This window comes from Paenibacillus tyrphae, from assembly GCF_027925525.1.
In the GTDB taxonomy this organism is placed as follows: Bacteria; Bacillota; Bacilli; order Paenibacillales; family NBRC-103111; genus Paenibacillus_G; species Paenibacillus_G tyrfis_B.
This window is the reverse complement of record NZ_BSDJ01000014.1, coordinates 72,930-94,597: the sequence shown is the minus strand read 5'-3', so window position 1 is coordinate 94,597 and position 21,668 is coordinate 72,930. Positions and strand designations below refer to the sequence as shown.

Here is a 21,668-nt window from a genome sequence, read left to right as displayed (position 1 = left end):
GGGGATGGATGTATGAAGGTCAGCAAACTGCTTGCCATGACGGTAGCTTTAAGTCTCGTATTTGTTTCCGCCTGCTCTAAAAAAGAAGGGGGAGCCAACGCCCCGGCCGGCGAAGCTGCGAAAGACGACAAGAAGCCCGATACCGTCAGGGTATGGGCCTACCCGGTTCATGGGGATTACGAGAAGGACATCAAGGAACTGATCGCCGATTTCAACAAGCAGTACCCGCATATTAAAGTAGAGTACGAAGTGCTGTCCTGGGCCGAAGGTCCGAAAAAATTCGACATTGCTCTGAACGCGGGCGACCCGCCGGATTTGTATTACCATGCGGTGTCGGGGCACTATGTCAACACGGGGCTTGCCATCCAGCTCGACCAGTTCCTGACCCCGGAAATTAAGGACGATTACTTGCCGGGTATGCTGGATCTGGGCAAAATTCAAGGCAAGCAATACGGGCTGCCGCTGACCGCAGGACAATGGAATTGGGGCGGCAACAAGCGCATTTTGGAAGAAGCGGGTGTCGACTGGAAGAAGATTCAAGAGAAGGGCTGGACCTGGTCCGAATTCAGCGACATCGCCAAGAAGATGACCAAGAAGCTGCCTGATGGCTCGATGCAGTACGGTCTCGCGACGGACGGCACCAGCCTCGATTTCAGCCAGTTGATTGCGCAAAACGCCGGTCTGGTCGATGTATTGGACGAGAAGGGCAAGTTCATTTGGAACGACGACAAAATTCTCGATTCCCTCAAATTCATCGACGGCTTGATGAAGGACGGCGTAATGCCGAAGGAAACGGGCGGACTCAACCCGCAGCAAAGAACGCAAATGTTCTACGACAGCAAAGCCGCCGTCATCAGCAAAGCGCTGCCTTATTACGATACGATTATCGCCAACCGCAACAAAGATATCGACGCGGGCAAAGTGAAGGGCGAGAAAATCGAATTCGTCCTGCTGCCGGTTCCGCATCATGAGAATGCGCCGGGCAAGACGTACGTGATGGGCGAAGGTTATGTCATGTTCAAGCAGAAGAACGATAAGGGCGAGCAGCACGCGAAGAACGCTTTCCTCGTGATGGAAGCGCTGAGCGGCGCGAAAGCGGGGAACTCCTCCAACGAGCTGAACCTGCCGTTCGTCCGCAAGTCCCAGGCGAAAATGTACGAAGGCAAGGGCAAAGCCCAGAAGTACAACTGGGAAGCCGCACAAAATTTCATGAAGAGCACCACGAGATCGGTCGAGAGCAATCTGGACGTCGACAAGTCGACGAAGCTGAAGCAGTTCCAGGAGCAAGTGCAGAAGCCGGCCATCCAGGCGCTGTTCGCCGGGGAGAAAACGCCGGAGAAAATCGCCGAAGAATTCAAAACCAAAGGCAAGCAAATGTTCGGCCAATAATGCAGTAACAAGCCGCGCGAAAAGGTGCCCTGTATGGAGTCATATGGGGCCTTTTTTTTCGGACTCGCCGGCATAGGCATGATGAAGGAGGATCGCCATGAACAATTTACACAACGGGCCGGGTGTGCCGGGCCCAGCCATCCGGCAGAGGAAGGCGAACACTTCCGTCAAGCAGTTCATCCGGGATTACGGTTGGTCGTACTTGTTTATCCTCGTTCCGGTGCTGCTCTTTCTGGTGTTCACCCTGTATCCGGTCATCTCGGCGTTTCTAATGAGCTTTCAGAAGTACACCGTCATGAAAACGGACTGGGTTGGCCTGGATAACTACAAGTTTATGTTTCAGGACGAAGTGTTCTGGAAGTCGATGAAAAATACCGTGATTTTCACCATCGGTACGGTGCCGGTCAACATTATTTTAACGTTCGTGCTCGCTTTTCTCATCTTTCAGATGCGCCAGTCGTGGCAGACGTTTTTTAAAGCGGCCTTGTACTTGCCGGGCGTCGTCTCGGGCGTGACAATCTCGCTCGTCTGGCTGGCGATCTTCGATCCGACCCCTTGGGGACCAATGAACACGGTGCTCGGCTGGTTCGGCATCGATCCGGTCATCTGGCTTGGAAAATCCAACAGTGCGTTGTTCTCGCTGATGCTGATGACGTACCTCGGCTCGCACGGGGGAGGCATCATCCTGTACCTTGCGGCGATGGGCGGCATCCCGAAATCGCTGTACGAGGCGGCGGACATCGACCATGCGAGCGGCTGGACGAAGTTCACGAAAATTACGTGGCCGCTTCTTAAGCCGACGACGCTGTACTTGCTGGTGACGGGGGTCATCACCTCGTTTCAGGTGTTCATCAGCGTGTACCTGATGACGCAGGGCGGCCCGAACTTCGCCACGACGACGATTGCCTATCTCATTTACCAGACGGCGTTCGTATTTTACGATTTCGGTCTGGCTTCCGCGCAATCGTTCGTGCTCGCTATCGTCATTATTCTCATCTCGATCATTCAATTCAAATATTTCTCATCGGACATCGAATATTAAGGGGTGAACGCGTTGAGCAACCAATCGAAAGTAATCTTCATCGGCGTTGCAGCGATCATTCTTGCTTTCTGGGCGGTCATCACGGTCATCCCCTTGTACTGGATGATTATCGGCTCGTTTCAGGATTCGCTGGCCTCGGCCGTCTTTAAGCCGCAGATGATTCCGGACATTTGGTCCGTTGCGCCGTACGAGCGCTTTTTTACGAAAAATAACGCCGTTCAATGGCTGTTGAACTCGCTGTTCGTCTCTTCCGTGCTGACCGTCACGAACCTGCTCTTCGCTTCCATGGCGGGCTATGCGTTCGCAAAGCTCAAATTTCCCGGGAGCAATTCGATCTTCTGGGTGTTGCTCGGCACGATGATGATTCCGGCGCAGGTCACGCTGATTCCGCTGTACGTGCTGGTGATCAATGTTTTTGACCTGGCGGATACGTATACGGCGATGATTGTGCCGACCTTGGTCAGCGTCGGGAATATTTTTCTCATGAAGCAGTATATGTCCACGTTACCGACATCGCTTATTCATGCCGCACGCATCGATGCCTGCAGCGAATTCGGTATTTTTTATAAAATCATCCTGCCGATGGCCAAGCCCGGTCTCGCCGTTCTGGCGATCTTCACGTTCGTGGCGAACTGGAACGATTTTTTCTGGCCGTTCCTCGTGACGCGCTCAAGTGAGATGCGGACGATTCAGGTCGGTCTCGCCAGCTTCAAATTTGCCGAGTCCACGGACTACGGCGCGATTATGGCGGGCGCGACCATCGGGGCTCTGCCGATGATCATCCTGTTCTTCTCGCTGCAAAAATATTTCCTGCAAGGGATCACCATAGGAGCCGTGAAAGGCTAGAAGGAGGAAGCGAAGCGATGGCACGCGTGGTGTTTCAAAATATACGCAAAGAGTATGTGGACGACAAAAAAGGGACTTTCACCGCGGTCGAAAGCTCCAATTTTGTGATCGAAGACCGGGAATTCGTCGTGTTCGTCGGTCCCTCGGGCTGCGGCAAAACGACCTCCCTGCGCATGATCGCGGGGCTGGAGCGGCAGACAAGCGGCGATATCTACATCGGGGACCGCCTCGTCAATCAGATGCACCCGAAGGATCGCGACATTGCGATGGTGTTCCAGGATTATGCCTTGTACCCGCATATGACCATTGAAGAAAACTTGTCCTTCGGCCTCAAAAACCTGAAGCGCCCGAAGGAGGAGATCCAGCGCAAGGTGAAGGAGGCGTCGGCGATTCTGGGGCTGACGGACATGCTGGAACGCAAGCCGCGGGAGCTCAGCGGCGGGCAGCGCCAGCGGGTGGCGGTCGGGCGTGCGATCGTGCGCGATCCGCAGGTGTTCCTGTTCGACGAGCCGCTCTCGAACCTCGACGCGAAGCTGCGCATTCAGATGCGGGTGGAGCTGGCCGAGCTTCATAAGCGGCTTGGCGCGACCATCGTCTACGTGACCCACGATCAGGTCGAAGCGATGACACTTGGCGAACGGATCGTCGTCATGAACCAGGGGCGCATTCAGCAGATTGCGTCGCCGACGGAGCTGTACAACCGGCCGAGCAATATGTTTGTCGCCGGATTTATCGGGTCGCCGGCCATGAACTTTATGGACGCGCGCATTGAGCGCGGGCACGTGCATGTGGAAGGGGCCTCCTTCGCCCTGTCGGACGCCGCGGTCCGTGGACTGAAGGCGTATGAGGGCAAAAGCATCATTCTGGGCGTGCGTCCGGAGCATATATACGGCGAGGAGTTCATGCCGCCGGCCGCATCGGCGTACCGGTTGAACGCCGTCGTGCAGGTCGTGGAAAATCTGGGCGCAGAGAACCTCGTCTACTTCCGGGTCGGCCAGCGGATGGTCACGGCCCGCGTCCATCCGGAAACGGTGGCGCAGGTGGGGCAGACGAAGCTGTTCGCCTTCGACGGAGGCAAGCTGAATTTCTTCGATCCGGCTACGGAAGAGCGCATCGTACTGGAGGCGTAGGGTAAAAGGAGCCGGAAAGTCCGGTGAATAGCAGACGCTGCGCATCCGAAGCGCTCTTCCGATCGCTCTTGTTCCCGGATTTCATGATCATATAACCCCTTAAAAGGTTGAAATCCGGAAACAAAGGCGAACACTTCGTTTCTACAGAGCGCTTTCGGCTGCTCCGCTCATATTCACCGGACTTTTCCAGAAAAAGGAGGTATGTCCGATGCGGAAGCTTAGTGAAATCATGGTGCGGTCCGGATTGCAAACGTACCGCGAAATCATACATGTCGCCTTGTTCAGCATCGTCAGCTCGCTCGTTTTGTTTCCGGTGCTGCTCTTCCTGCCTGTGCCGCTGGCCCTGCTATTGCTGGTGCTGCTGTACGTGCCTTTGGCAGCGGGCGCGCTCTATGCGTGTCACCGCATCCTGCAGGGAGAGAAGGGGAGCGTGCGAACCATGCTCAAGGGAACGCTGGCCCATTATGGCTCTTCGCTCGTCTTCGGGCTCGTCTGCGCCTTGTTCGTGCTGATCCTCGTTTCCTCCTGGTGGTACTACGGCAGCCGTAGCGGGATGATGCCTTTGGCGCTGGCCGTGTTTCAGACCTACTTCGTGGCGCTCTTTTTCATATCGCAGACGTATACGCTAGCTCTGGTCGTTCAGGAGCGGCTTGGCATCTTCAGCGCCATGGGCCGCAGCGTCAAGCTGTTCGTCGCCCGTCCGATGTATACGATCGGCGCTTGCTTCCAGATGCTGTGCTTCGCCGTTCTATTGGGCGTGACGGTTATTGGATTTGCCTGCTTGTATATGGGCATGATCGGATTTTTTGCGAACCTGGTGACGGCGAACGTGCTGCGGAAGGATGAGGAGGCATCCCCGTCCGGTCGCGGGGCGGACGAATCGACCGCCGTATCCGGCGATTTTCATCTTGCAGGCAGGGAGAGCTGAGCGATGGAGAAGATGGTACAGACTGGAGCAGACCGTCTTTCGCTGCTGGAATCTGAGCTTCACGGATTGCGTTTCGGACTGCTGACGAACCCGACGGGCATCAACCGGCGGTTCGAATCCGTGATCGACCGGTGCGCCGGGTTCAAGTCGGCGGCTTTGACGGCGCTGTTCGCCTGCGAGCACGGCATTCGCGGTGAGCGGCAGGCGGGGGTTCGCTTCGGCGACGAGAAGGACGACAAGACGGGGATTCCCGTCTTTAGTTTATATGGGGACCATAAGCGGCCCACGGAAGAGATGATGGACGGTGTGGATGCCGTCGTTTTCGACATTCAGGACTTGGGCGTGCGCTTTTACACCTATTTAAGTACGCTGGTTTACATGATGGAAGCGTGCGCGGCCTACGGAAAGCGGCTAATCGTGCTCGACCGGCCGAATCCGCTCGGCGGGATCGTCAGCGAAGGCGGGATGCTGGAGGCGGGTTACGAATCAATGGTTGGCGCGTGGGTGGTGCCGTTTCGCACGGGGCTGACCATCGGCGAGTTTGCAGAGTACGTGAACAGCCACATGCCTGTGCGGTGCAGCTTGCAGGTCGTGCCGCTGCTCGGCTGGAAACGTGACATGGAATATCCCGCGACGGGGCTGCCATGGATCATGCCTTCGCCCAATATACCGACGATGGATACGGTTCGGGTATATGCGGGGAACTGCCTGTTCGAAGGCACGAACGTGTCCGAGGGACGGGGGACGACGCGGCCGTTCGAGCTGCTCGGCGCGCCCTGGATGGACGGACGTGCGGTCGGCGAAGCGGTGAACCGTCTGGGACTGCCGGGCGTGCACGCGCAGCCGGTTCATTTTACGCCGACGTTCTCGAAGTATCAGGGCGAGCTGTGCAGCGGCGTGCAGTTATTCGTGACCGATCCGGCGGCATACCGTTCCGTCGCGACGGCGCTGCATCTGTTGCATACGGTTGCGGTGCTCTACCCGGCGCAGTTCCAATGGACGCTGCCGTTTAAGGAAGGGCAGAAGCCTTTTATCGACTATTTGTCCGGCAGCGATCTGGTCCGGACTTCGATTCATACGGAGGCGGGGCTGAACCGGATTTTATCGTTATGGGACGTGCAAGCGAAGGCATGGAATGACGCGAGGCGGCCTTATTTGTTGTACGGAGGGGAAGCATGATGGAGCTTGCAGGCATGACGTTGGAGGAGAAGGTCGGACAGCTTATCCAGGCAGGCTTCCATAGTTTGGAGCCGGACGAGCATATTTTGGACCTGATCGAACGGCGGCGGATCGGCGGCGTTATTTTGTTCGCGCGCAATGTGCAGAGCACGGCGCAGGTCGCGGCTTTGACCGGCAAGCTGCAGGAGGCGGCGCAGCGGGCGGGGACGGCTTCGCTGTGGATTTCCATCGATCAGGAAGGCGGCATGGTGGCGCGTATAACGGAAGGTGTCGCGTTGATGCCGGGAGCGATGGCGATTGCCGCCGGGGGCTCGGTGGAGGCGGCTTACGAAGCGGCTCTCGTTGCGGGCCGAGAACTGCGGGCGCTCGGCGTCAACATGAATTTTGCGCCGGATCTGGATATCAACAACAATCCGGCCAATCCGGTGATCGGGGTGCGCTCCTTCGGCGAAGCTCCGGAGGCTGTTGCGGAGTACGGAGCGGCTTCGATCCGCGGCTTTCAGGACGCGGGTGTGTCGGCCACGGCGAAGCATTTTCCGGGACATGGCGACACCGCGACGGATTCGCATCTCGACCTGCCGACAATCCCGCATTCGCGCGAGCGCATCGAAGCGGTTGAGCTGGTGCCGTTCCGGCGCGCCGTTGCCGAAGGCGTCGATGCGGTCATGTCGTCGCACATCGTGTTTCCGGCGTTCGAGCCGGAGCGGCTGCCCGCGACCTTATCCCGCCGCGTGCTGACGGGACTGCTGCGGGAGGAGCTCAGCTTCGACGGCGTCATCGTGACCGATTGCATGGAGATGCAGGCGATTGCCGCCCATTACGGCACGGTGGAAGCGGCAGTCATGGCCGTGGAGGCGGGCGCGGACATCGTCTTGATCAGCCACAGCCGCGAACTGCAGGAAGGCGCGCTCGACGCGCTGCTGGAGGCGGTTCGCTCCGGGCGGATCAGCGAGGAGCGGATCGACGCGTCGGTTGTCAGGCTGCTTGCACTGAAGCGGAAGCGGCTGGCCGACGGGACGGAGTCGGATGAGGCGGCGCTCCGCCTCGTCGGCTGCGAGGCGCACCGGCAGACGGCCCAGCGGATCAGCGAGGCGAGCGTGACGCTGGTCAAAGACGAGGAACGGCTGCTGCCGTTGCGGCGCGTTCCGACGCTGGTGATCCATACGTCGGCGGTTGCGACTTCGATTGCCGACGAAGCCGTCGATATTCCGCATACGCTCGGAAAAGCGCTGGCCGCGCAAGGGCTGGACGTTATCGAACGGATCATTCCTGTATCTCCGGACGACGAGGCGCTGCAAGCGCTGTTGACGCAGGCCGAGCCGTTCGGGCAGGTTGTCGTGGGCACGTACAACACGTCCTTCTATCCTGTGCAGGTCCGGTTGATCGAAGCGCTGCAAATGCTGGGCAAGCGGCCGGTTGTGGTTGCGCTGCGCAATCCGTACGATCTGCGCGAATTCCCGGACGTATCGACCTATGCAGCCGTGTATGAATCGAGGCCGCTTGCGCTGGAGAGTGCGGCCAAGGGGCTAACCGGTGCGATTCCGATGCGGGGCAGGCTGCCGGTCACGGTTAGCGAAGCTTACCCGGCCGGATGGGGGGCGGACGGATCATGCTAGCGTCCTACTTCCGCAAACCGCAGCGGCTGGTCGTCGGGCTGATGTCCGGCACGTCGCTCGACGGTGTCGATGCCGCGATCGTCCGCATCGAAGGGCAGGGACTCGATACGAAGGTGGAGCTCGTTCATTACACCGCGGTTCCTTACGACGACACGCTCCGCGAGAAGCTGAAGGAGCTGTGCAGCCTGGACCGGTCGAATGTGGCGATGGTGTGCGGCATGAACTTTTATCTCGGCCGCATCTTTGCGGAGGCGGTGCGGCTGGCCGCTGCGGAAGCGAGGGTGCCGATAGACGAGATCGACCTCGTCAGCTCGCACGGCCAGACGGTGTGGCATATTCCCGAGGCTGACCCAAACGAGTGGCACCAGGTCCGTTCGACGCTGCAAATCGGCGATCTGTCGGTGATCGCCAAGTTGACGGGCAAGCCGGTCGTCGGCGACTATCGGACCGCCGATATGGCGGTCGGCGGGCAAGGTGCACCGCTCGTGCCGTACGCCGATTTCATCCTGTTCCGGGACGCGGACAAGGGCCGCATCGCGCAAAATATCGGCGGCATCGGCAACTGCACCGCCATCCCGGCGGGCGCCCTGCCGGAGGACGTCATCGCCTTCGATACGGGGCCGGGCAACATGCTGATCGACGAAGCTGTCTATCAGCTGTCCGGCGGGACGAAGAGCTATGACGACGGAGGCGCTTGGGCGGCGCAAGGGAGGGCGGACGAATCGCTCGTAGACCGGATGCTGAGCCATCCGTACTTCGCGTTGAAGCCTGTGAAGACGACGGGCCGCGAAATGTTCGGCAAGCCGTACGCCGCAGAGTGGATCGGCGAAGCGCGGCGGCTGGGGCTCGCGGACGCGGATATCGTCGCCACGTTCACAGCCTTCACCGCGCGCTCCATTGCCGCAGGCTACCGCGACTTCGTCTTCTCCGTCTGCCGGTCGGACGAAGTGATCGTGTCCGGTGGCGGGGCGCACAACCGAGCGCTACTGCGCATGCTTGCCGGGCTGCTGCCGGAGCAGCGGGTGCTCACGTCGGATGCGTTCGGCATCTCCGGTGATGCCAAGGAGGCGATCGCGTTCGCCTTGTTCGCGAACAATTTCCTGCACGGCATTCCGAACCAGCTGCCGTCTGCGACCGGCGCTTCGCGTCCGACCGTCATGGGCAAGCTCGCTTTACCGGAATGACCGTACCTTAACATTTCCTGCATGGTTAATACATACAGCAAGCCTTTCTCAAGAGAACGCTCTGGGAAAGGGCTTGCTGCTTTTTTTTGCCGCCAATTTGACGCATCGCACATAAAAAAGGAAAATAAATAATATTATTTCCATATTTTGCGAGGTTGCTCTTATGGATCAAAACGATTATTTAAAGCAAATTTACACGCACCTGCAGGACGGGATCATTGTGATGGATCAAGAGCGCAGGATTGTGATGATGAATCCGTCGGCCGAACGAATTACCGGCTGGAGCGAAGGCGGACATGTGCCGTACTGCTCCTACTGTCAAACCAGAGCGCTTGAGCCGGGGGAAGAGCGCTGCTATCTGCTGGCTAAACGGGAGGTCCCGTACTTTCTGTCCTCGATGCCGACCTATGAAGGCGGTCTGGTGGAAATGGAAATGAGCACGGCCGTCATTTACGAGAATGCGGCGCAGAAGCGGCAGGAAGTACTGCTGGTTCTGAAGGACTTGACCGCCAAGCGGAAGGAGGAAGAAGCGAGAATTTCCAAGATGGTGCTGCAAAAGACGCTGGAAGCCCAGGAAAATGAGCGCAAACGGCTCGCTCAGGAGCTGCATGACGGCGTCGGACAATCGCTATATTCCGTGTCGGTGGGCCTTCAGGCGATCCGCTCCCGGACGAAGCATCAGGAGGAGGCATGGGGGAGCTACATGCAGGAGATCGTGGACGAACTGGAAAAGGTCATCCGGGACGTTAAGCTCTATTCGCTCCAGCTTCGCCCCCACAGTCTGGACCGGCTCGGCCTCATTCCGACGGTGAATCATCTCGTCTCCACCTTGAACAAAGCGCATCCGAATCGGCAGCTGACGTTCAGCCACAGCCAAGTCGGCCCCCGGCTGAAGCCGGCTCTGGAAATCCATCTGTACCGGATCATTCAAGAGGCGCTGCACAATGCTTTGAAGTATTCGCAAGCCACACTCATGGAAGTGATTTTGTACCGCGAAGGAGCCGAGCTCGTGTTAACGGTACAGGATAACGGTATCGGATTTATCCGCGACCGGGTGGAGGAAGGACTCGGACTCAAGCACATGGAAGAGCGGGCCGGCCAAATGGAAGGGCGGCTGCACATCCGGTCTCTTCCCGGAGAAGGGACCGCTATCCAAGTGAGAGTACCGTACAAGGAGGCGGAAGAGCATGATACGCGTACTGTTGGTCGACGACCACACGATGGTCCGCAAGGGACTTCGCATGCTGCTGGAAGGCTACCCTGAGCTCGAAATCGTCGGCGAAAGCCAAGACGGCTATGAAGCCGTCGACATGACCGACCGGCTGCTGCCGGATGTCGTCGTGATGGACTTGTCCATGCCCAGCGGGCTGGACGGCTTCGCCGCTTGCCGGGAAATCCGCAGGCGGCATCCTTCCGTCAAGACGGTCATACTAACCATGCACGACGAAGAGATTTTCGTCCGGCAGTCCGTTCAGGTGGAGGCCGACGGGTACATCTTGAAGAACAGTCACGGCGAACTGCTGCATCAGGCGATTGTTGAAGTCGTTCAGGGCAAGCGCTTTTACAAAACCTCCGTTTCGGACGATATCATCAGGCGGTGGATGCATGCCGATGAGGAGCGGCAGCCGTCTCCTCTCACGACCCGCCAGAAGCAGATCGTCCGCCTGACCGTACTGGGCTACGCCAACAAAGAGATCGCCGAGCAATTGTCCATCAGCGTCAAAACGGTGGAAAACCATAAAACGAACATCATGCAAAAGCTGGAGCTGGATACGAAGCACGAATTAATCCAATATGCGATCAAAAACAACTATCTGGAGCTGGCGCTTTGAACGGCGTCCGTAGGGGAGTTCCCCTATGGCGCAAGGAGCGGTACGGCAGTACACTGGCGTTGACGGAAATCACACCGCAAGAACAGCAACCAGCATTCGGGGGCAACCCTAACACGTAAGCGGGAGGATGATTATGACAGCTCCAGAGCATTATTCCGTTGTGATCGTAGGGGGCGGAACCGCCGGCATTTCCGTGGCGGCGCGCTTAGCCCGGGCTTCTCGGGCGCTCCGGGGACGAATTGCGCTGATCGATCCGGCGACGAAGCATTATTATCAGCCTCTATGGACCTTGGTCGGCGCAGGCGCGGCGAAGAAGGAGGAGACGGAGCGGGACATGGCCTCGCTCATCCCCGAGGGCGTCGACTGGATTCAAGAGGCGGTCGTGTCATTTGCCCCGGAGGACAACCGACTGCTGACGCAGCCGGGAAGGGCCGTCAGCTACGATTGCCTTGTGGTGGCGGCAGGGCTGGAAATCGACTGGGGGCGGATCAAAGGCTTGAAGGAAGCGCTAGGCCTTGACGGCGTATGCAGCAATTACGCGTATGAGACGGTAGACAGCACGTGGGACGCGATCCGGAATTTTCAAGGCGGGACCGCGATCTTCACGCATCCGAATACGCCGGTTAAATGCGGCGGCGCGCCGCAAAAAATCATGTATTTGGCGGACGACTACTTCCGGAAATCGGGGGTGCGCGACCGGTCGAATGTGATATTCGCCTCGGCCAAGGACGTCATTTTCGACGTTCCCAAATACGCGCGCACGCTGGAACAAGTCATCCAACGGAAAAAGATCGAGACAAAGTACCGGACCCATCTGATCGAGCTGCGTCCGGGGGCCAAGCAAGCGGTGTTCGAGCATCTGGGAACGAAGGAACAGGAAGTCCTCTCCTACGACATGATTCACGTTACGCCGCCGATGCAAGCGCCGACGTTTATCCGCGAAAGTCCGCTCGCCGACAAGGGAGGCTGGATCGACGTCGATCCTTCCACTTTGCAGCATAAGGCGTACCCGAATGTGTTCGGCCTGGGGGATTGCTCGAATTTGCCAACGTCCAAAACCGGCGCCGCCATCCGCAAGCAGGCTCCGGTCGTCGAACAGAACGTGCTGGCGTTCCTGCAAGGCGAGCCGCTGGCCGCGAGCTATGACGGCTACACGTCCTGCCCGCTGGTCACCGGATACAACCGGCTGGTGTTGGCCGAATTCGATTATAGCCTGACGCCGCAGGAAACGTTCCCGTTCGATCAATCGAAGGAGCGCCTCAGCATGTACTTGTTGAAGAAAAACGTGCTGCCCGTCATGTACTGGAACGGCATGCTAAAAGGACGGATGTAGCGAGGCAAATGAAAGGGGACTGCCCAATCAGCAAATTTTAAAGGGGGAAGGAATATGCTGCTGCGTTATTTTTACGACGAAAAACTGGCTCACGCCTCTTATCTGGTCGGCTGCCAAAGGACGGGCGAAGCGATCGTGATCGACCCCGGCCGCCATCCGGCGCCCTACTTGCGAACCGCCGAAGCGGAAGGGCTGCGCATTGTTGCCGCTACGGAAACCCATATTCATGCGGACTTCGTCTCGGGGGCCCGCGAGCTTGGTGTCGCGCATGGTGCAAAGCTTTATCTGTCGGACGAGGGTGGCGACGATTGGCGGTACCGGTACGCGGAAGAGGCGGAGTGCCGGCTTGTAAAGCATGGGGACCGGTTTAAGGTCGGCAACCTGTCGTTTGAGGTTCTGCATACGCCGGGCCATACGCCGGAAAGCATTTCGTTGCTGCTGACCGATCTCGGCGGGGGCGCCGACGAACCGATGGGCATTTTCACGGGGGACTTCGTCTTTGTGGGCGATGTCGGCAGGCCTGACTTGCTGGAAAAAGCGGCCGGACTTCGCGGCACGTCCGAGGCCGGAGCCCGGGCGATGTTCCATTCGCTCCAGCAATTCAAGCGGCTGCCGGATTACCTGCAGGTGTGGCCGGCGCACGGGGCAGGCAGCGCGTGCGGCAAGTCGCTCGGAGCGGTGCCGTCCTCTACTGTCGGCTACGAGAAGCGGTTTAATCCGGCGCTGTCCTATAGGGACGAAGAGGCATTCGTTCAGGCGCTGCTTGACGGCCAGCCCGAGCCGCCGCGCTATTTTGCCGTGATGAAGCAGGTGAACCGGAAGGGGCCGGAGCTGCTGAACCGTCTTGCGGCAGTGGCGGAATTGGCGTCGCTGGAAGCGTTAACCGCCTTGCGTGAGGCGGGTGCTGCGGTGATTGACACCCGTCCTGCCCAAGAGTTCGCCAAAGGACATTTGGAAGGGACGATCAATATTCCGTATAACAAATCGTTCCCGAATTGGGCCGGCTGGTTGGTCGATTACGACCGACCGCTGGCGGTATTGGCGAAGCCGGACCAATGGCAAGACATCTTGACCGAGCTCCGATCCATCGGCATCGACAACGTGGCCGGTTATATGGACGCGGGCAAGCTGCGCGCAGACGATTCCTCGCGCCTGGAGTCATATGCCGAAGCGACCCCGTCCGATATGGCCGGGAAGGTGGAAGCGGGGGACGTGCATCTGGTGGACGTGCGGAACTGGAGCGAATGGCTGGAAGGACACATTCCCGGGGCGCAGCATCTCATGCTGGGCACCTTGCCCGGTCGCTTGAACGAAATTCCGCGGGATAAGCCGGTCTTGCTGCAGTGCCGTTCGGGCGCGCGCTCGGCCATCGCCGCAAGCGTGCTGCAGGCCGGCGGGATCAAAGAGGTGATTAACTTGAGCGGCGGGTATATCCGCTGGCGGGAAGAGGGACTGCCGCACGAAGACGGCTCGAAGCCGCAGACAGCCGGGAACAAGTAAAGCGTATAAAACAGGGAAGGGGCATGGCGGGGCTGTGGAGCCCTCCATGTCCCTTCCTCAAAAGCGCGGGTTTGCGCACGTTTATTTATAACCGCCAAGCAAATAGTTGTAGAACGGCTCATCGACCCAAAAGCGGTAGGACTCCACTTTGGCGTCCGGACGAATCTTTTGCAGGCCGGATGCGATCTCCCCGGTTTTGTCCGACAAGGAGAACGTCTGCGCATAATAGTGGCCTTCGGTCAGCTTATTGTTCGAGATTTCCTTGTACGCGTCGATCGGGGTGAGCGAATAGTAGAGCGGCTGCCACCAAGAGCTGGCGATCAGGCCTTTGGCGTCTTCGCTGTTCTTTTTGGCGTATTGGAAAATCACGTCCTGAAACTTCGCTTTTTGCTCCGCCGTATCGAATTCGAAGGCAATGTCATATTCCTTCGCATAGGCGATGTAGTTGCCGTTCTCGATCTGCACGACCTTGTAGCTGTCCGTTTGCTTCGGCTCGCCCCACTCCTTCAGGTAGACGAAAGCCGACGTTTTCGGCTCCAGCTGCACTTTGGCGTTCAAGCCCTCGCTGCGCAGCAGTCCGATCAGCTGCACGGCGTGCGTAATATCGTCGTGCCCGTAGGTGAGCGATAGCTTCGGATCGAAGTTCGCGCTATAGCGGGAGTCCTTGAGATTGTAGCCGGTGATCAAGTTCTGCTTCAGTGCTTCGTCAACGACGGCTTGCAGCTCTTTCACCTGAATCAGATCCTGCGTTTGATACGCTTGGTACAGCTTGGCGAAAATATCCGCGTCGGCCACGGAACCGATCGTGTGCTTGTAAGCGCCTTTGAACGACAGGACGCTGCCGAGCAGATCGGCGGCAAAATCGCCGGATGCCGCGTCGCCGAGTCCGAACGAGCCGTGCCATGCGGCAGGGAGCAGACCCGTGTCCACGGCCGCCGCCAGCTCCTGCGCCGCTTGCAGCGACAATTTCGGATTGCCCGGATAGTCGATGCCGAGCTTGCGCAGCGCCGGTTTGATTTTCGCTTCGGGGTATGTATAGGCGAGCTCCTTCAAATCTGCGGCTTTCAGCGCGATGTAGACCGCTGCATCTTCCGTGAGGGGAACTGCCGCCTGCAGCGTTCCGCCCGACAAAACGCCCTTCTCGGCCAAAGCCTGAGCAGCCGCATACGCAGGGTCCTCGGGCTTCAGATCGTTAAACCGGTTCTCCTCGGCAGAGGAGCCGCCGAGCTTCAGCGCCTTCGCCACGTCCTGGATAAATTCGCCCTTCGTAGGCGCAGCCGGCAGCTCAATCTTGTACTGGTTCTGCAAAAAGGCTTTATAAGCCGACGCAGAGGGAGACGACACTGCCGCAGGAACAGCGGCCGCTTCCGCACGAACCGCGGTACCGCCGTACAGTCCGGAGTAGAGCAGAGCCGCCGATAAGCTTACGGCAGCAAGCGGGAATAACGTTTTCTTTTTGTTAACGGAACGATGCATGGCGAAGGCCTCCTCTATGTTGTTAATTCCAATAGAAAAACTTGTATTTGGATCATACCTCCTCGGGTTATCGCTGTCAATATCGGTTTACAAAAATGAACAAAGAAAAACCGTATTCATGCGAATACGGTTAGCGTTCGTAATAGCGTTCAATTTTGTTCTTAATAACGAACTAATAGACCTGAGTAATCGTGTAATCGGCCGCATTTTTGATCATCGGGGTGTTTTCGCCGTTTTGCACGCGGGCTGCGTCGTATGTCGTGTCGATCGTGACCCATTGCCCATTTAAGAAAACTTGATTCCACGCATGGTACGTTGTCGGAGCCGAGGCTTCATATCCCATCATCAAGCGGGTCGGGATATTTTGACTTCTGGCCATCGCCGCGAACAATGCCGCGTAGTCGTAGCAAATTCCTGTCGCCGAATCGTAAACGGCATTCAGGTCCGGAATATAACCGGGTTTGACCGATTGAGCCTTCTCGTAATCGTACTGGATGTTTTTCGTGATGTAAGCATAAATGGCGGCCGTTTTTTCCATATCCGTCATGGCGGCGTTCGTCAGCTTGTTCATCTGGACAACGGCTTTCGTATTGCTGTTCCAGTTAATAAGCGGAATCGATTGGACAAAAACCGCATTTTCGTTATCCAATTTCAGCTCGATGCTTTCTTTCGAAACGACTTTATATTTATTATCGCTCATTAGCTGCGCGATCAGGACGCTGTATGTGCCATTGCCTCGCTGCAATGGATAGTGCGCCCCGTTCGTCAGGGTATAGTCGTAGTTATCATTGCCCTTCGAGATTCGAACAATCGTTTTCGTATCGGTATCTGGAGTATAATTTACCGCGATGAGACCTTTATCCAGAGCGGTTCGGTCAATTTGGTAGTTTTCGGTTGCGGCATATGTTCCTTTTGGTGCTGCCAGCAGCAAAGTTGTGATGAATGTCATCGCCAAAAGCTTTTTGAACATAAAAAAGCTCTCCTTTCGGTAACTGGCTGCCATCTTAGTTACTAAACTAAGGAAGGCCCTGTAGCTTTGCGTCCCCAACTTTCGTTAGGTTTGCCTTTATCGGTTGAAAGCACCGAAATTATTTTTTTATGCTTCTAGCATACCATATTATTGTTTCTCTATCAATTTCCCTTTCACAATGAGACGGTGTGTCGGGTTTTCCATAGGATGACAGGTGATTAGTGTAATTTCCTTGTCTTTGCCGTTGCCTTTCAACACCCAGACGTCCTCGGGGAGAACGTATTGTTTCTCTTGAACCTCATACCGGTACTGCTGCTTTCCCGTATCGACTTCGATGATATCTCCTTTGTCGACCTCATCCAGCCGGTTGAAATTTTTGCCGTACGCGAAGTTGCGATGTCCGGCAATGGCATAATTCCCTACGGCGCCGGCCTTCCCGGTACCTGCGATGCTCGCGACGGAGAGCTTCAGATTGCTCACGGTAGCGTCCGTTATAATCGGCTGCTTCAGTTTAATCTTGTCGATGATTAAAATTCCCTCGATGGGCTTTCCCTGCAAAGGGTCCGGGTCAGCATTCGAAGGCTGCGGCGGACTATCCGCAGGAGCGGGATCGGGAGCGACGACTGCCGATACCGGAACGGGAGTCAGCGTATTCTGCTTTGGAACTGCGGTTTCGGTCGCTTGATCGATACGCTTCAAGGTTTCCGTCCACTGGTCCATCATTTGCTGCTGCTGGTAGATCTCATAGCGATCCATGATCGTAGGGTAAAGAAAAATCGCGATTCCCAGTAAAATACACAGGATCGGCAGCGTTCTTTTGATCATCCGAGCTCCCTCCTTAGTCCTGCTAAGCAGCCTAACGCGCGCCGGAAGAGGCGCGCGTTAGGAATAGTTTTTTTAGGTGTTCTTCATAAATGTACGACGCAGCATAAATCCAAGAACGATCAAGGCAGCACCAGCCAGTTGGATGTAAACAGGGCTGGATTCTCCCGTTTTCGGCAGTGTTTCTTTTTTGGTTTTGTCGCTCGGCGGGTTACCAAGCGGCACTTCCCGATTCACGAGGTCGATCGTTTCGTTACCGTCCGGTTTTTCCGGGATTTTCGGCTGATCCGGTGGGGTTGTTTTATCCCCATTTTGCGGACGGTCAACCGTTGGCGGGCCTAACGGCACCTGAGGGTTGCTATCGATCGTTTCCTGGCCGTTCGGTTTGTTGCCGTCCGGTAGAACTCCTCCAGGTGCCGGATTATTCGGCGTCGTTGTCGATGTGTTTGTCGTCGGCGTTGTTGGTGTTGTCGGCGATGTCGAACCCGACGAACCTGACGAATCCGAATCCGACGAAGACGACGATGATTTAGCGTTAGTTACTGTTAACGAATAGCCGTCCGCAGTTACAATCGAAACCGGATGCTCCTTGGAATCGAGCACATATCCGCTTGGAGCCGCCGTTTCCTTGACAACGTAGTTTCCTGCGGGCAGCTTATCGAATACGACCGTTCCGCTCGCGTCCGTCGTTTTCGTGCCAACCAGCTTCAAGCTTGCGTCTTTCTTCTCATACAGCTCGAAGGTCGCGCCGCTGAGCAGTACATCGTTTTGCGCCGAATCTACCTTTTTCACCGTCAACGAGCCTTGGATGGTGACCGGCGGAATTGGCGGCTTTGGCGTAGTGGTCTTATCGTTTGTGACGGTGAGCTTCACGCTGTCCGCGGTCACAATCGAAACCGGATGCTCTTTGGAATCGAGTACATAGCCTATCGGGGCCGCCGTTTCCTTCACGACGTAGTCTCCTGCGGGCAGCTTATCGAAAGAAACCGTTCCGCTCGCATCCGTCGTTTTCGTGTCGATCAGTGTCAAGCTCGCGCCTTTTTTCTCATACAGCTCGAAGGTCGCGCCGCTGAGCAGCAGCTCGTTTTGCGCCGAATCTACCTTTTTCACTGTCAGCGAACCTTGGATGACCGGTGGCTTCGGCGTTAACTTATCGTTTGTGACGGTGAGCTTCACGTTGTCTGCGGTTTTAATCGAGACCGGATGCTCTTTCGAATCGAGCACATAGCCGTCCGGCGCCGATGTTTCCTTCACCACGTAGTCTCCTACGGGCAGCTTATCGAAAGAAACCGTTCCGCTCGCATCCGTCGTTTTCGTGCCGATCAGTGTCAAGCTTGCGCCTTTCTTTTCATACAGTTCGAAGGTCGCGCCGCCGAGCAGCAGATGGGTTTTCGCCGAATCTACCTTTTTCACCGTCAACGAGCCTTTGATGACCGGAGGCTTCGGTGTGGCAGGCTTGGCGTTGGCGACGGTTAATTGAAAACCGTCTGCGCTATTGATCGAGACCGGATACTCTTTGGAATCGAGCACATAGCCGTCCGGCGCCGCCGTTTCCTTCACAAAATATTCCCCGGCGAGCAATTTCTTGAATAATGCCGTCCCGCTCGCATCGGTTGTCAGCGTGCCGACAAGTACCTTATCCGAGCCGGATTTCCGGTAAAGCTCAAAGGTTGCCCCGCCAAGACGGGTCTTATTGTCCGCTGCGTCCACTTTCACGACGGTAAGCGATCCTCTGACCCCGCCGATCGTACCGGAGCCACTGCTGACTCCAACGACGATGCTGGTGGATGTATCCTTGGTTACCGTAGTTTCGTTATTGCCTGTAAATGCGATTTTGTTGGAGACCTTATCCTGATCTTTCGCAACGATTAAAGATTGATATTCCAGAATCGCTGCGGTAGACAGTTTTTTCAGGAAGCTTAATTCAAAGCTCTGCTTCCCGTCGTCGTCCGTCTTGATTTCCAGGGAGTAATCCACGTCCTTGACCAGTTCGACCGCCTTGGACACCGTGCCGTTCGCGTCTACTTTGGTCGTAAACAATTTGAACGTGCCTGGCAGCAGAAGCTGGTTCTCGGATGGTGTATCGACGATTTTGGCATTGGTTACCGTGGATTGTCCGCGGTTGATGAGAATCGTCCAATTGATTTTATCGCCGTTTTGGGTGCCCTTCTTGTTCAAGTATTCGCCGCCGTTAGGGATGTTGACGGAAGCCGTCAAATTTTTCGATACCGGCGTTGTTCCATCGAATACGTTTGCCGTGTTGTTTACTTTATTGTCAATCAGCTTTCCTTCAAGACTGGTTTTAAAAACAATAATGTACGGAGCCGAGATTGGCTTCGAGAAAGTCACGGTCAGCTTGTTGTTTTTATCGACCGTATAGTTGTAATACGTGCTGTCGACAACGGTTCCCTGCGATGGGTTGCCGTTGGCTGCGATATTCATGTTGTAGACGGCAAGCGAGTTGTCGAGCAGCTTCTGGCCGGACTCGAGCGTATCTTGAACGACTGCCCCGGCAAGCGTTTTGCCGTTGTAGTTCACCCCGACTGTCCACGTAATTTGTTTCATAGTAGCGTCATAGACGCCGTTCTTAAACCCGTTGTTTTTCACTTCGTTCCTTGGATCGAACGTGGCGGATGCCGTCTTCGTCTGTGCCTTGGAATTGCTGTCGACCCATACGACCGAAGCGTTGTTCAGAAAATTCGTCGCGTTGTTGCTGAGCCAATCCATGTTGAACTCGGTGCTGTAAGAAATCGTCACCTGTCCGTACAACGCTCGATTAAATGTAATTTTAAAGCCTTGGTCCGCCGGTACGGAAGCGTCCACGGTGTAATCTGCCGCGTCCATCGGCTTGTTTCCTTCATTAACAGTCAGCGATCCCGGGATGAGACGCATACCTTTGTTAGGGAAGCTGTCCGTCACGACCACGTTGGTCATCGGCTCGCTGTCTTTGTTTAGCGTAATGCTCCAGGCTGCCGTTTTGGCGTTGTAGTCTATGGCCTTGAAGCCCTTGGTAATAATCACCTGGTTAATGTCGCGTGTAGCCGTATCGCTATCTCCGCTCCCGGAAGTTACCTTATTTGTTATCTTAGCCCAGTCGGTCACGCGATGATTGGCTTTGGTTTGATACTTGATTTTGTAAGCGGACGAGATGTCCTGCAGGAACTGCAGTTTAAAGCCATTGCTTTTGGTCGCAGTCTCCGGAGTTACCTTGTAGCTTGCTGCAGGCAGCTCAGCTCCGAGGATCTCGCTTCCCTTCGAGTCGATCGTCACTTGATAGACATGGAGGGAGCCCGCTACCAAATCCTGCGTATCGTTGAACAAATCCGTCAAGAAAGCATTGGCCTGGGTGATCGTCTTCTCGTTGTAATTGTACTTGATTTCCCAGTCGATCGTTTGCGTGTTGGGATCGTACTTCGTCGACGATTTGTCCAGAGCCGTGCCGCGCTGCACCGTGACGGTGGCCTCGGCGCTAACCGGCTGCTTGTTGCTTCCTTCAAATGTCGCCTTGTTCACAAATGAAGTTTGGTCCTCATTGGTCACCGGCGTTGTGTACTGTATGCGGTATGCCGTCCGAATTGGACTTTCATTAAAGCTGAGCTTCAGGACGTTGCCCGCCGTGCTTATGCTGTACTTGCTCCCGTCCACCGGCGCACCCTGAACGACGTTGCCGTTCAACTGTACGTTCAGCTCGTATACCGCGACGGTGACCGGGGCGCCCAGCCCAGCTGGAATCGGATCGGTCACGACCGCGTTCTGTACAGCGGCCAGCTCTTTGTTCACATCTACCGTCCAGTCGATGCTTTTCGCATTGTAGCCTTTCGGCACGCCGCTTTTCCCGATGGTCGAAGTCACGTTCGGCTTAAAGTGCAGCGTATAAACCTGCTCGCCGCCTTTCACCGGAATTTTAATAATCTGCGTCGTGCTGCCATTGATCACCTGCATATCGAACGCCGTCTGGAAAGTCAAAGTTCCTTTGACATCCGCCAGGTTCTCGATCGCCTCCAAGGTCATGACAACCTCGTGGCTGTCTTTGTAGACCTTGAATTTCCCAATCGCTTCGCCACCTGAGATAAGCGGCTGGTCAGGGATATCGTTGTAAAGCTTGAATTGCTCCGGCAGCTTGAACGTGTACGTATCTCCGTTCTTGTAACCGTGGCCGTTAGGCAGGGACCAAGTGTAGTCCAATTTCACCTTCGAACCCGGCTCGTAAACGTCATCCGTTACCACGTTCCCGGACTTGTCGTACACCGCCATCGTTACGCTATCGATAATGCTGCTGGAAATCGGGGCTGCGTTGACTTGCGGCGATAAGCCGAATGCATACAGCCACTGCATCATGATCAATAGAGCAACGAGCAGCGTACTGATTTTCTTCTTTGCCATTACCTCTTTACCACCTCCATCAGTTTCTGTTGGAACGG

The 21,668-nt window shown here is 56.4% G+C and carries 16 protein-coding genes and 1 riboswitch; of the genes, 12 read left to right on the top strand and 4 right to left on the bottom strand.

The window, feature by feature from the left end; genetic code table 11:
* Positions 1 to 12: 12 nt before the first annotated feature.
* The 12 genes from QMG93_RS18520 (at position 13) to QMG93_RS18465 (ending at position 13,979) form a co-directional block, all read left to right on the top strand.
* Positions 13 to 1,389, top strand: a complete 1,377-nt coding sequence (locus tag QMG93_RS18520; protein WP_281938984.1) for an ABC transporter substrate-binding protein — start codon at positions 13 to 15, stop codon at positions 1,387 to 1,389.
* 97 nt (positions 1,390 to 1,486) lie between these two features.
* Complete coding sequence (locus QMG93_RS18515; protein ID WP_231884857.1) at positions 1,487 to 2,431, top strand: carbohydrate ABC transporter permease; 945 nt, start codon at positions 1,487 to 1,489, stop codon at positions 2,429 to 2,431.
* Between the two features lie 12 nt (positions 2,432 to 2,443).
* Complete coding sequence (locus QMG93_RS18510) at positions 2,444 to 3,277, top strand: carbohydrate ABC transporter permease (protein WP_216790982.1); 834 nt, start codon at positions 2,444 to 2,446, stop codon at positions 3,275 to 3,277.
* A gap of 17 nt (positions 3,278 to 3,294) precedes the next feature.
* On the top strand, positions 3,295 to 4,407 hold the full coding sequence (locus QMG93_RS18505) for an ABC transporter ATP-binding protein (protein WP_281938981.1): 1,113 nt from the start codon (positions 3,295 to 3,297) through the stop codon (positions 4,405 to 4,407).
* Positions 4,408 to 4,615: 208 nt separating this feature from the next.
* Positions 4,616 to 5,335, top strand: a complete 720-nt coding sequence (locus QMG93_RS18500; RefSeq protein WP_281938979.1) for a hypothetical protein — start codon at positions 4,616 to 4,618, stop codon at positions 5,333 to 5,335.
* Between the two features lie 3 nt (positions 5,336 to 5,338).
* Positions 5,339 to 6,514: a DUF1343 domain-containing protein gene (locus tag QMG93_RS18495; RefSeq protein ID WP_281938977.1), complete on the top strand. Its 1,176-nt coding sequence runs from the start codon at positions 5,339 to 5,341 to the stop codon at positions 6,512 to 6,514.
* Complete coding sequence (gene nagZ, locus QMG93_RS18490) at positions 6,511 to 8,130, top strand: beta-N-acetylhexosaminidase (RefSeq protein WP_309299675.1); 1,620 nt, start codon at positions 6,511 to 6,513, stop codon at positions 8,128 to 8,130. Before QMG93_RS18495 ends, nagZ begins: the two co-directional genes overlap by 4 nt.
* Positions 8,124 to 9,314, top strand: a complete 1,191-nt coding sequence (locus QMG93_RS18485; RefSeq protein ID WP_281938975.1) for an anhydro-N-acetylmuramic acid kinase — start codon at positions 8,124 to 8,126, stop codon at positions 9,312 to 9,314. The genes nagZ and QMG93_RS18485 overlap by 7 nt, the downstream gene beginning before the upstream one ends.
* A 163-nt stretch (positions 9,315 to 9,477) precedes the next feature.
* Entirely contained in the window at positions 9,478 to 10,578 is a 1,101-nt protein-coding gene (locus QMG93_RS18480) for a PAS domain-containing sensor histidine kinase (protein ID WP_281938973.1), read from the top strand.
* Complete coding sequence (locus tag QMG93_RS18475) at positions 10,502 to 11,146, top strand: response regulator (protein WP_281938971.1); 645 nt, start codon at positions 10,502 to 10,504, stop codon at positions 11,144 to 11,146. The genes QMG93_RS18480 and QMG93_RS18475 overlap by 77 nt, the downstream gene beginning before the upstream one ends.
* Positions 11,147 to 11,279: 133 nt before the next feature.
* Positions 11,280 to 12,479 (top strand): FAD/NAD(P)-binding oxidoreductase, encoded by a 1,200-nt coding sequence (locus QMG93_RS18470; RefSeq protein WP_281938969.1) that lies wholly within the window; start codon positions 11,280 to 11,282, stop codon positions 12,477 to 12,479.
* Between the two features lie 54 nt (positions 12,480 to 12,533).
* Positions 12,534 to 13,979 (top strand): MBL fold metallo-hydrolase, encoded by a 1,446-nt coding sequence (locus QMG93_RS18465; protein ID WP_281938967.1) that lies wholly within the window; start codon positions 12,534 to 12,536, stop codon positions 13,977 to 13,979.
* Positions 13,980 to 14,060: 81 nt separating this feature from the next.
* On the opposite strand, the gene QMG93_RS18460 is transcribed toward QMG93_RS18465, so the two are convergent.
* From QMG93_RS18460 to QMG93_RS18445, 4 genes are all read right to left on the bottom strand, one after another.
* Positions 14,061 to 15,455: a hypothetical protein gene (locus tag QMG93_RS18460; RefSeq protein ID WP_281938965.1), complete on the bottom strand. Its 1,395-nt coding sequence runs from the start codon at positions 15,453 to 15,455 to the stop codon at positions 14,061 to 14,063.
* Positions 15,456 to 15,627: 172 nt separating this feature from the next.
* A complete protein-coding gene (locus tag QMG93_RS18455) occupies positions 15,628 to 16,425 on the bottom strand; it encodes a transglutaminase-like domain-containing protein (protein WP_281938964.1) in 798 nt (265 codons plus the stop codon).
* Positions 16,426 to 16,439: 14 nt separating this feature from the next.
* A riboswitch (cyclic di-GMP riboswitch) is annotated at positions 16,440 to 16,530 on the bottom strand.
* 42 nt (positions 16,531 to 16,572) lie between these two features.
* A complete protein-coding gene (locus QMG93_RS18450; RefSeq protein ID WP_281938962.1) occupies positions 16,573 to 17,250 on the bottom strand; it encodes a class D sortase in 678 nt (225 codons plus the stop codon).
* A gap of 72 nt (positions 17,251 to 17,322) precedes the next feature.
* Positions 17,323 to 21,630: a SpaA isopeptide-forming pilin-related protein gene (locus tag QMG93_RS18445; RefSeq protein ID WP_281938960.1), complete on the bottom strand. Its 4,308-nt coding sequence runs from the start codon at positions 21,628 to 21,630 to the stop codon at positions 17,323 to 17,325.
* Between the last annotated feature and the right edge of the window lie 38 nt (positions 21,631 to 21,668).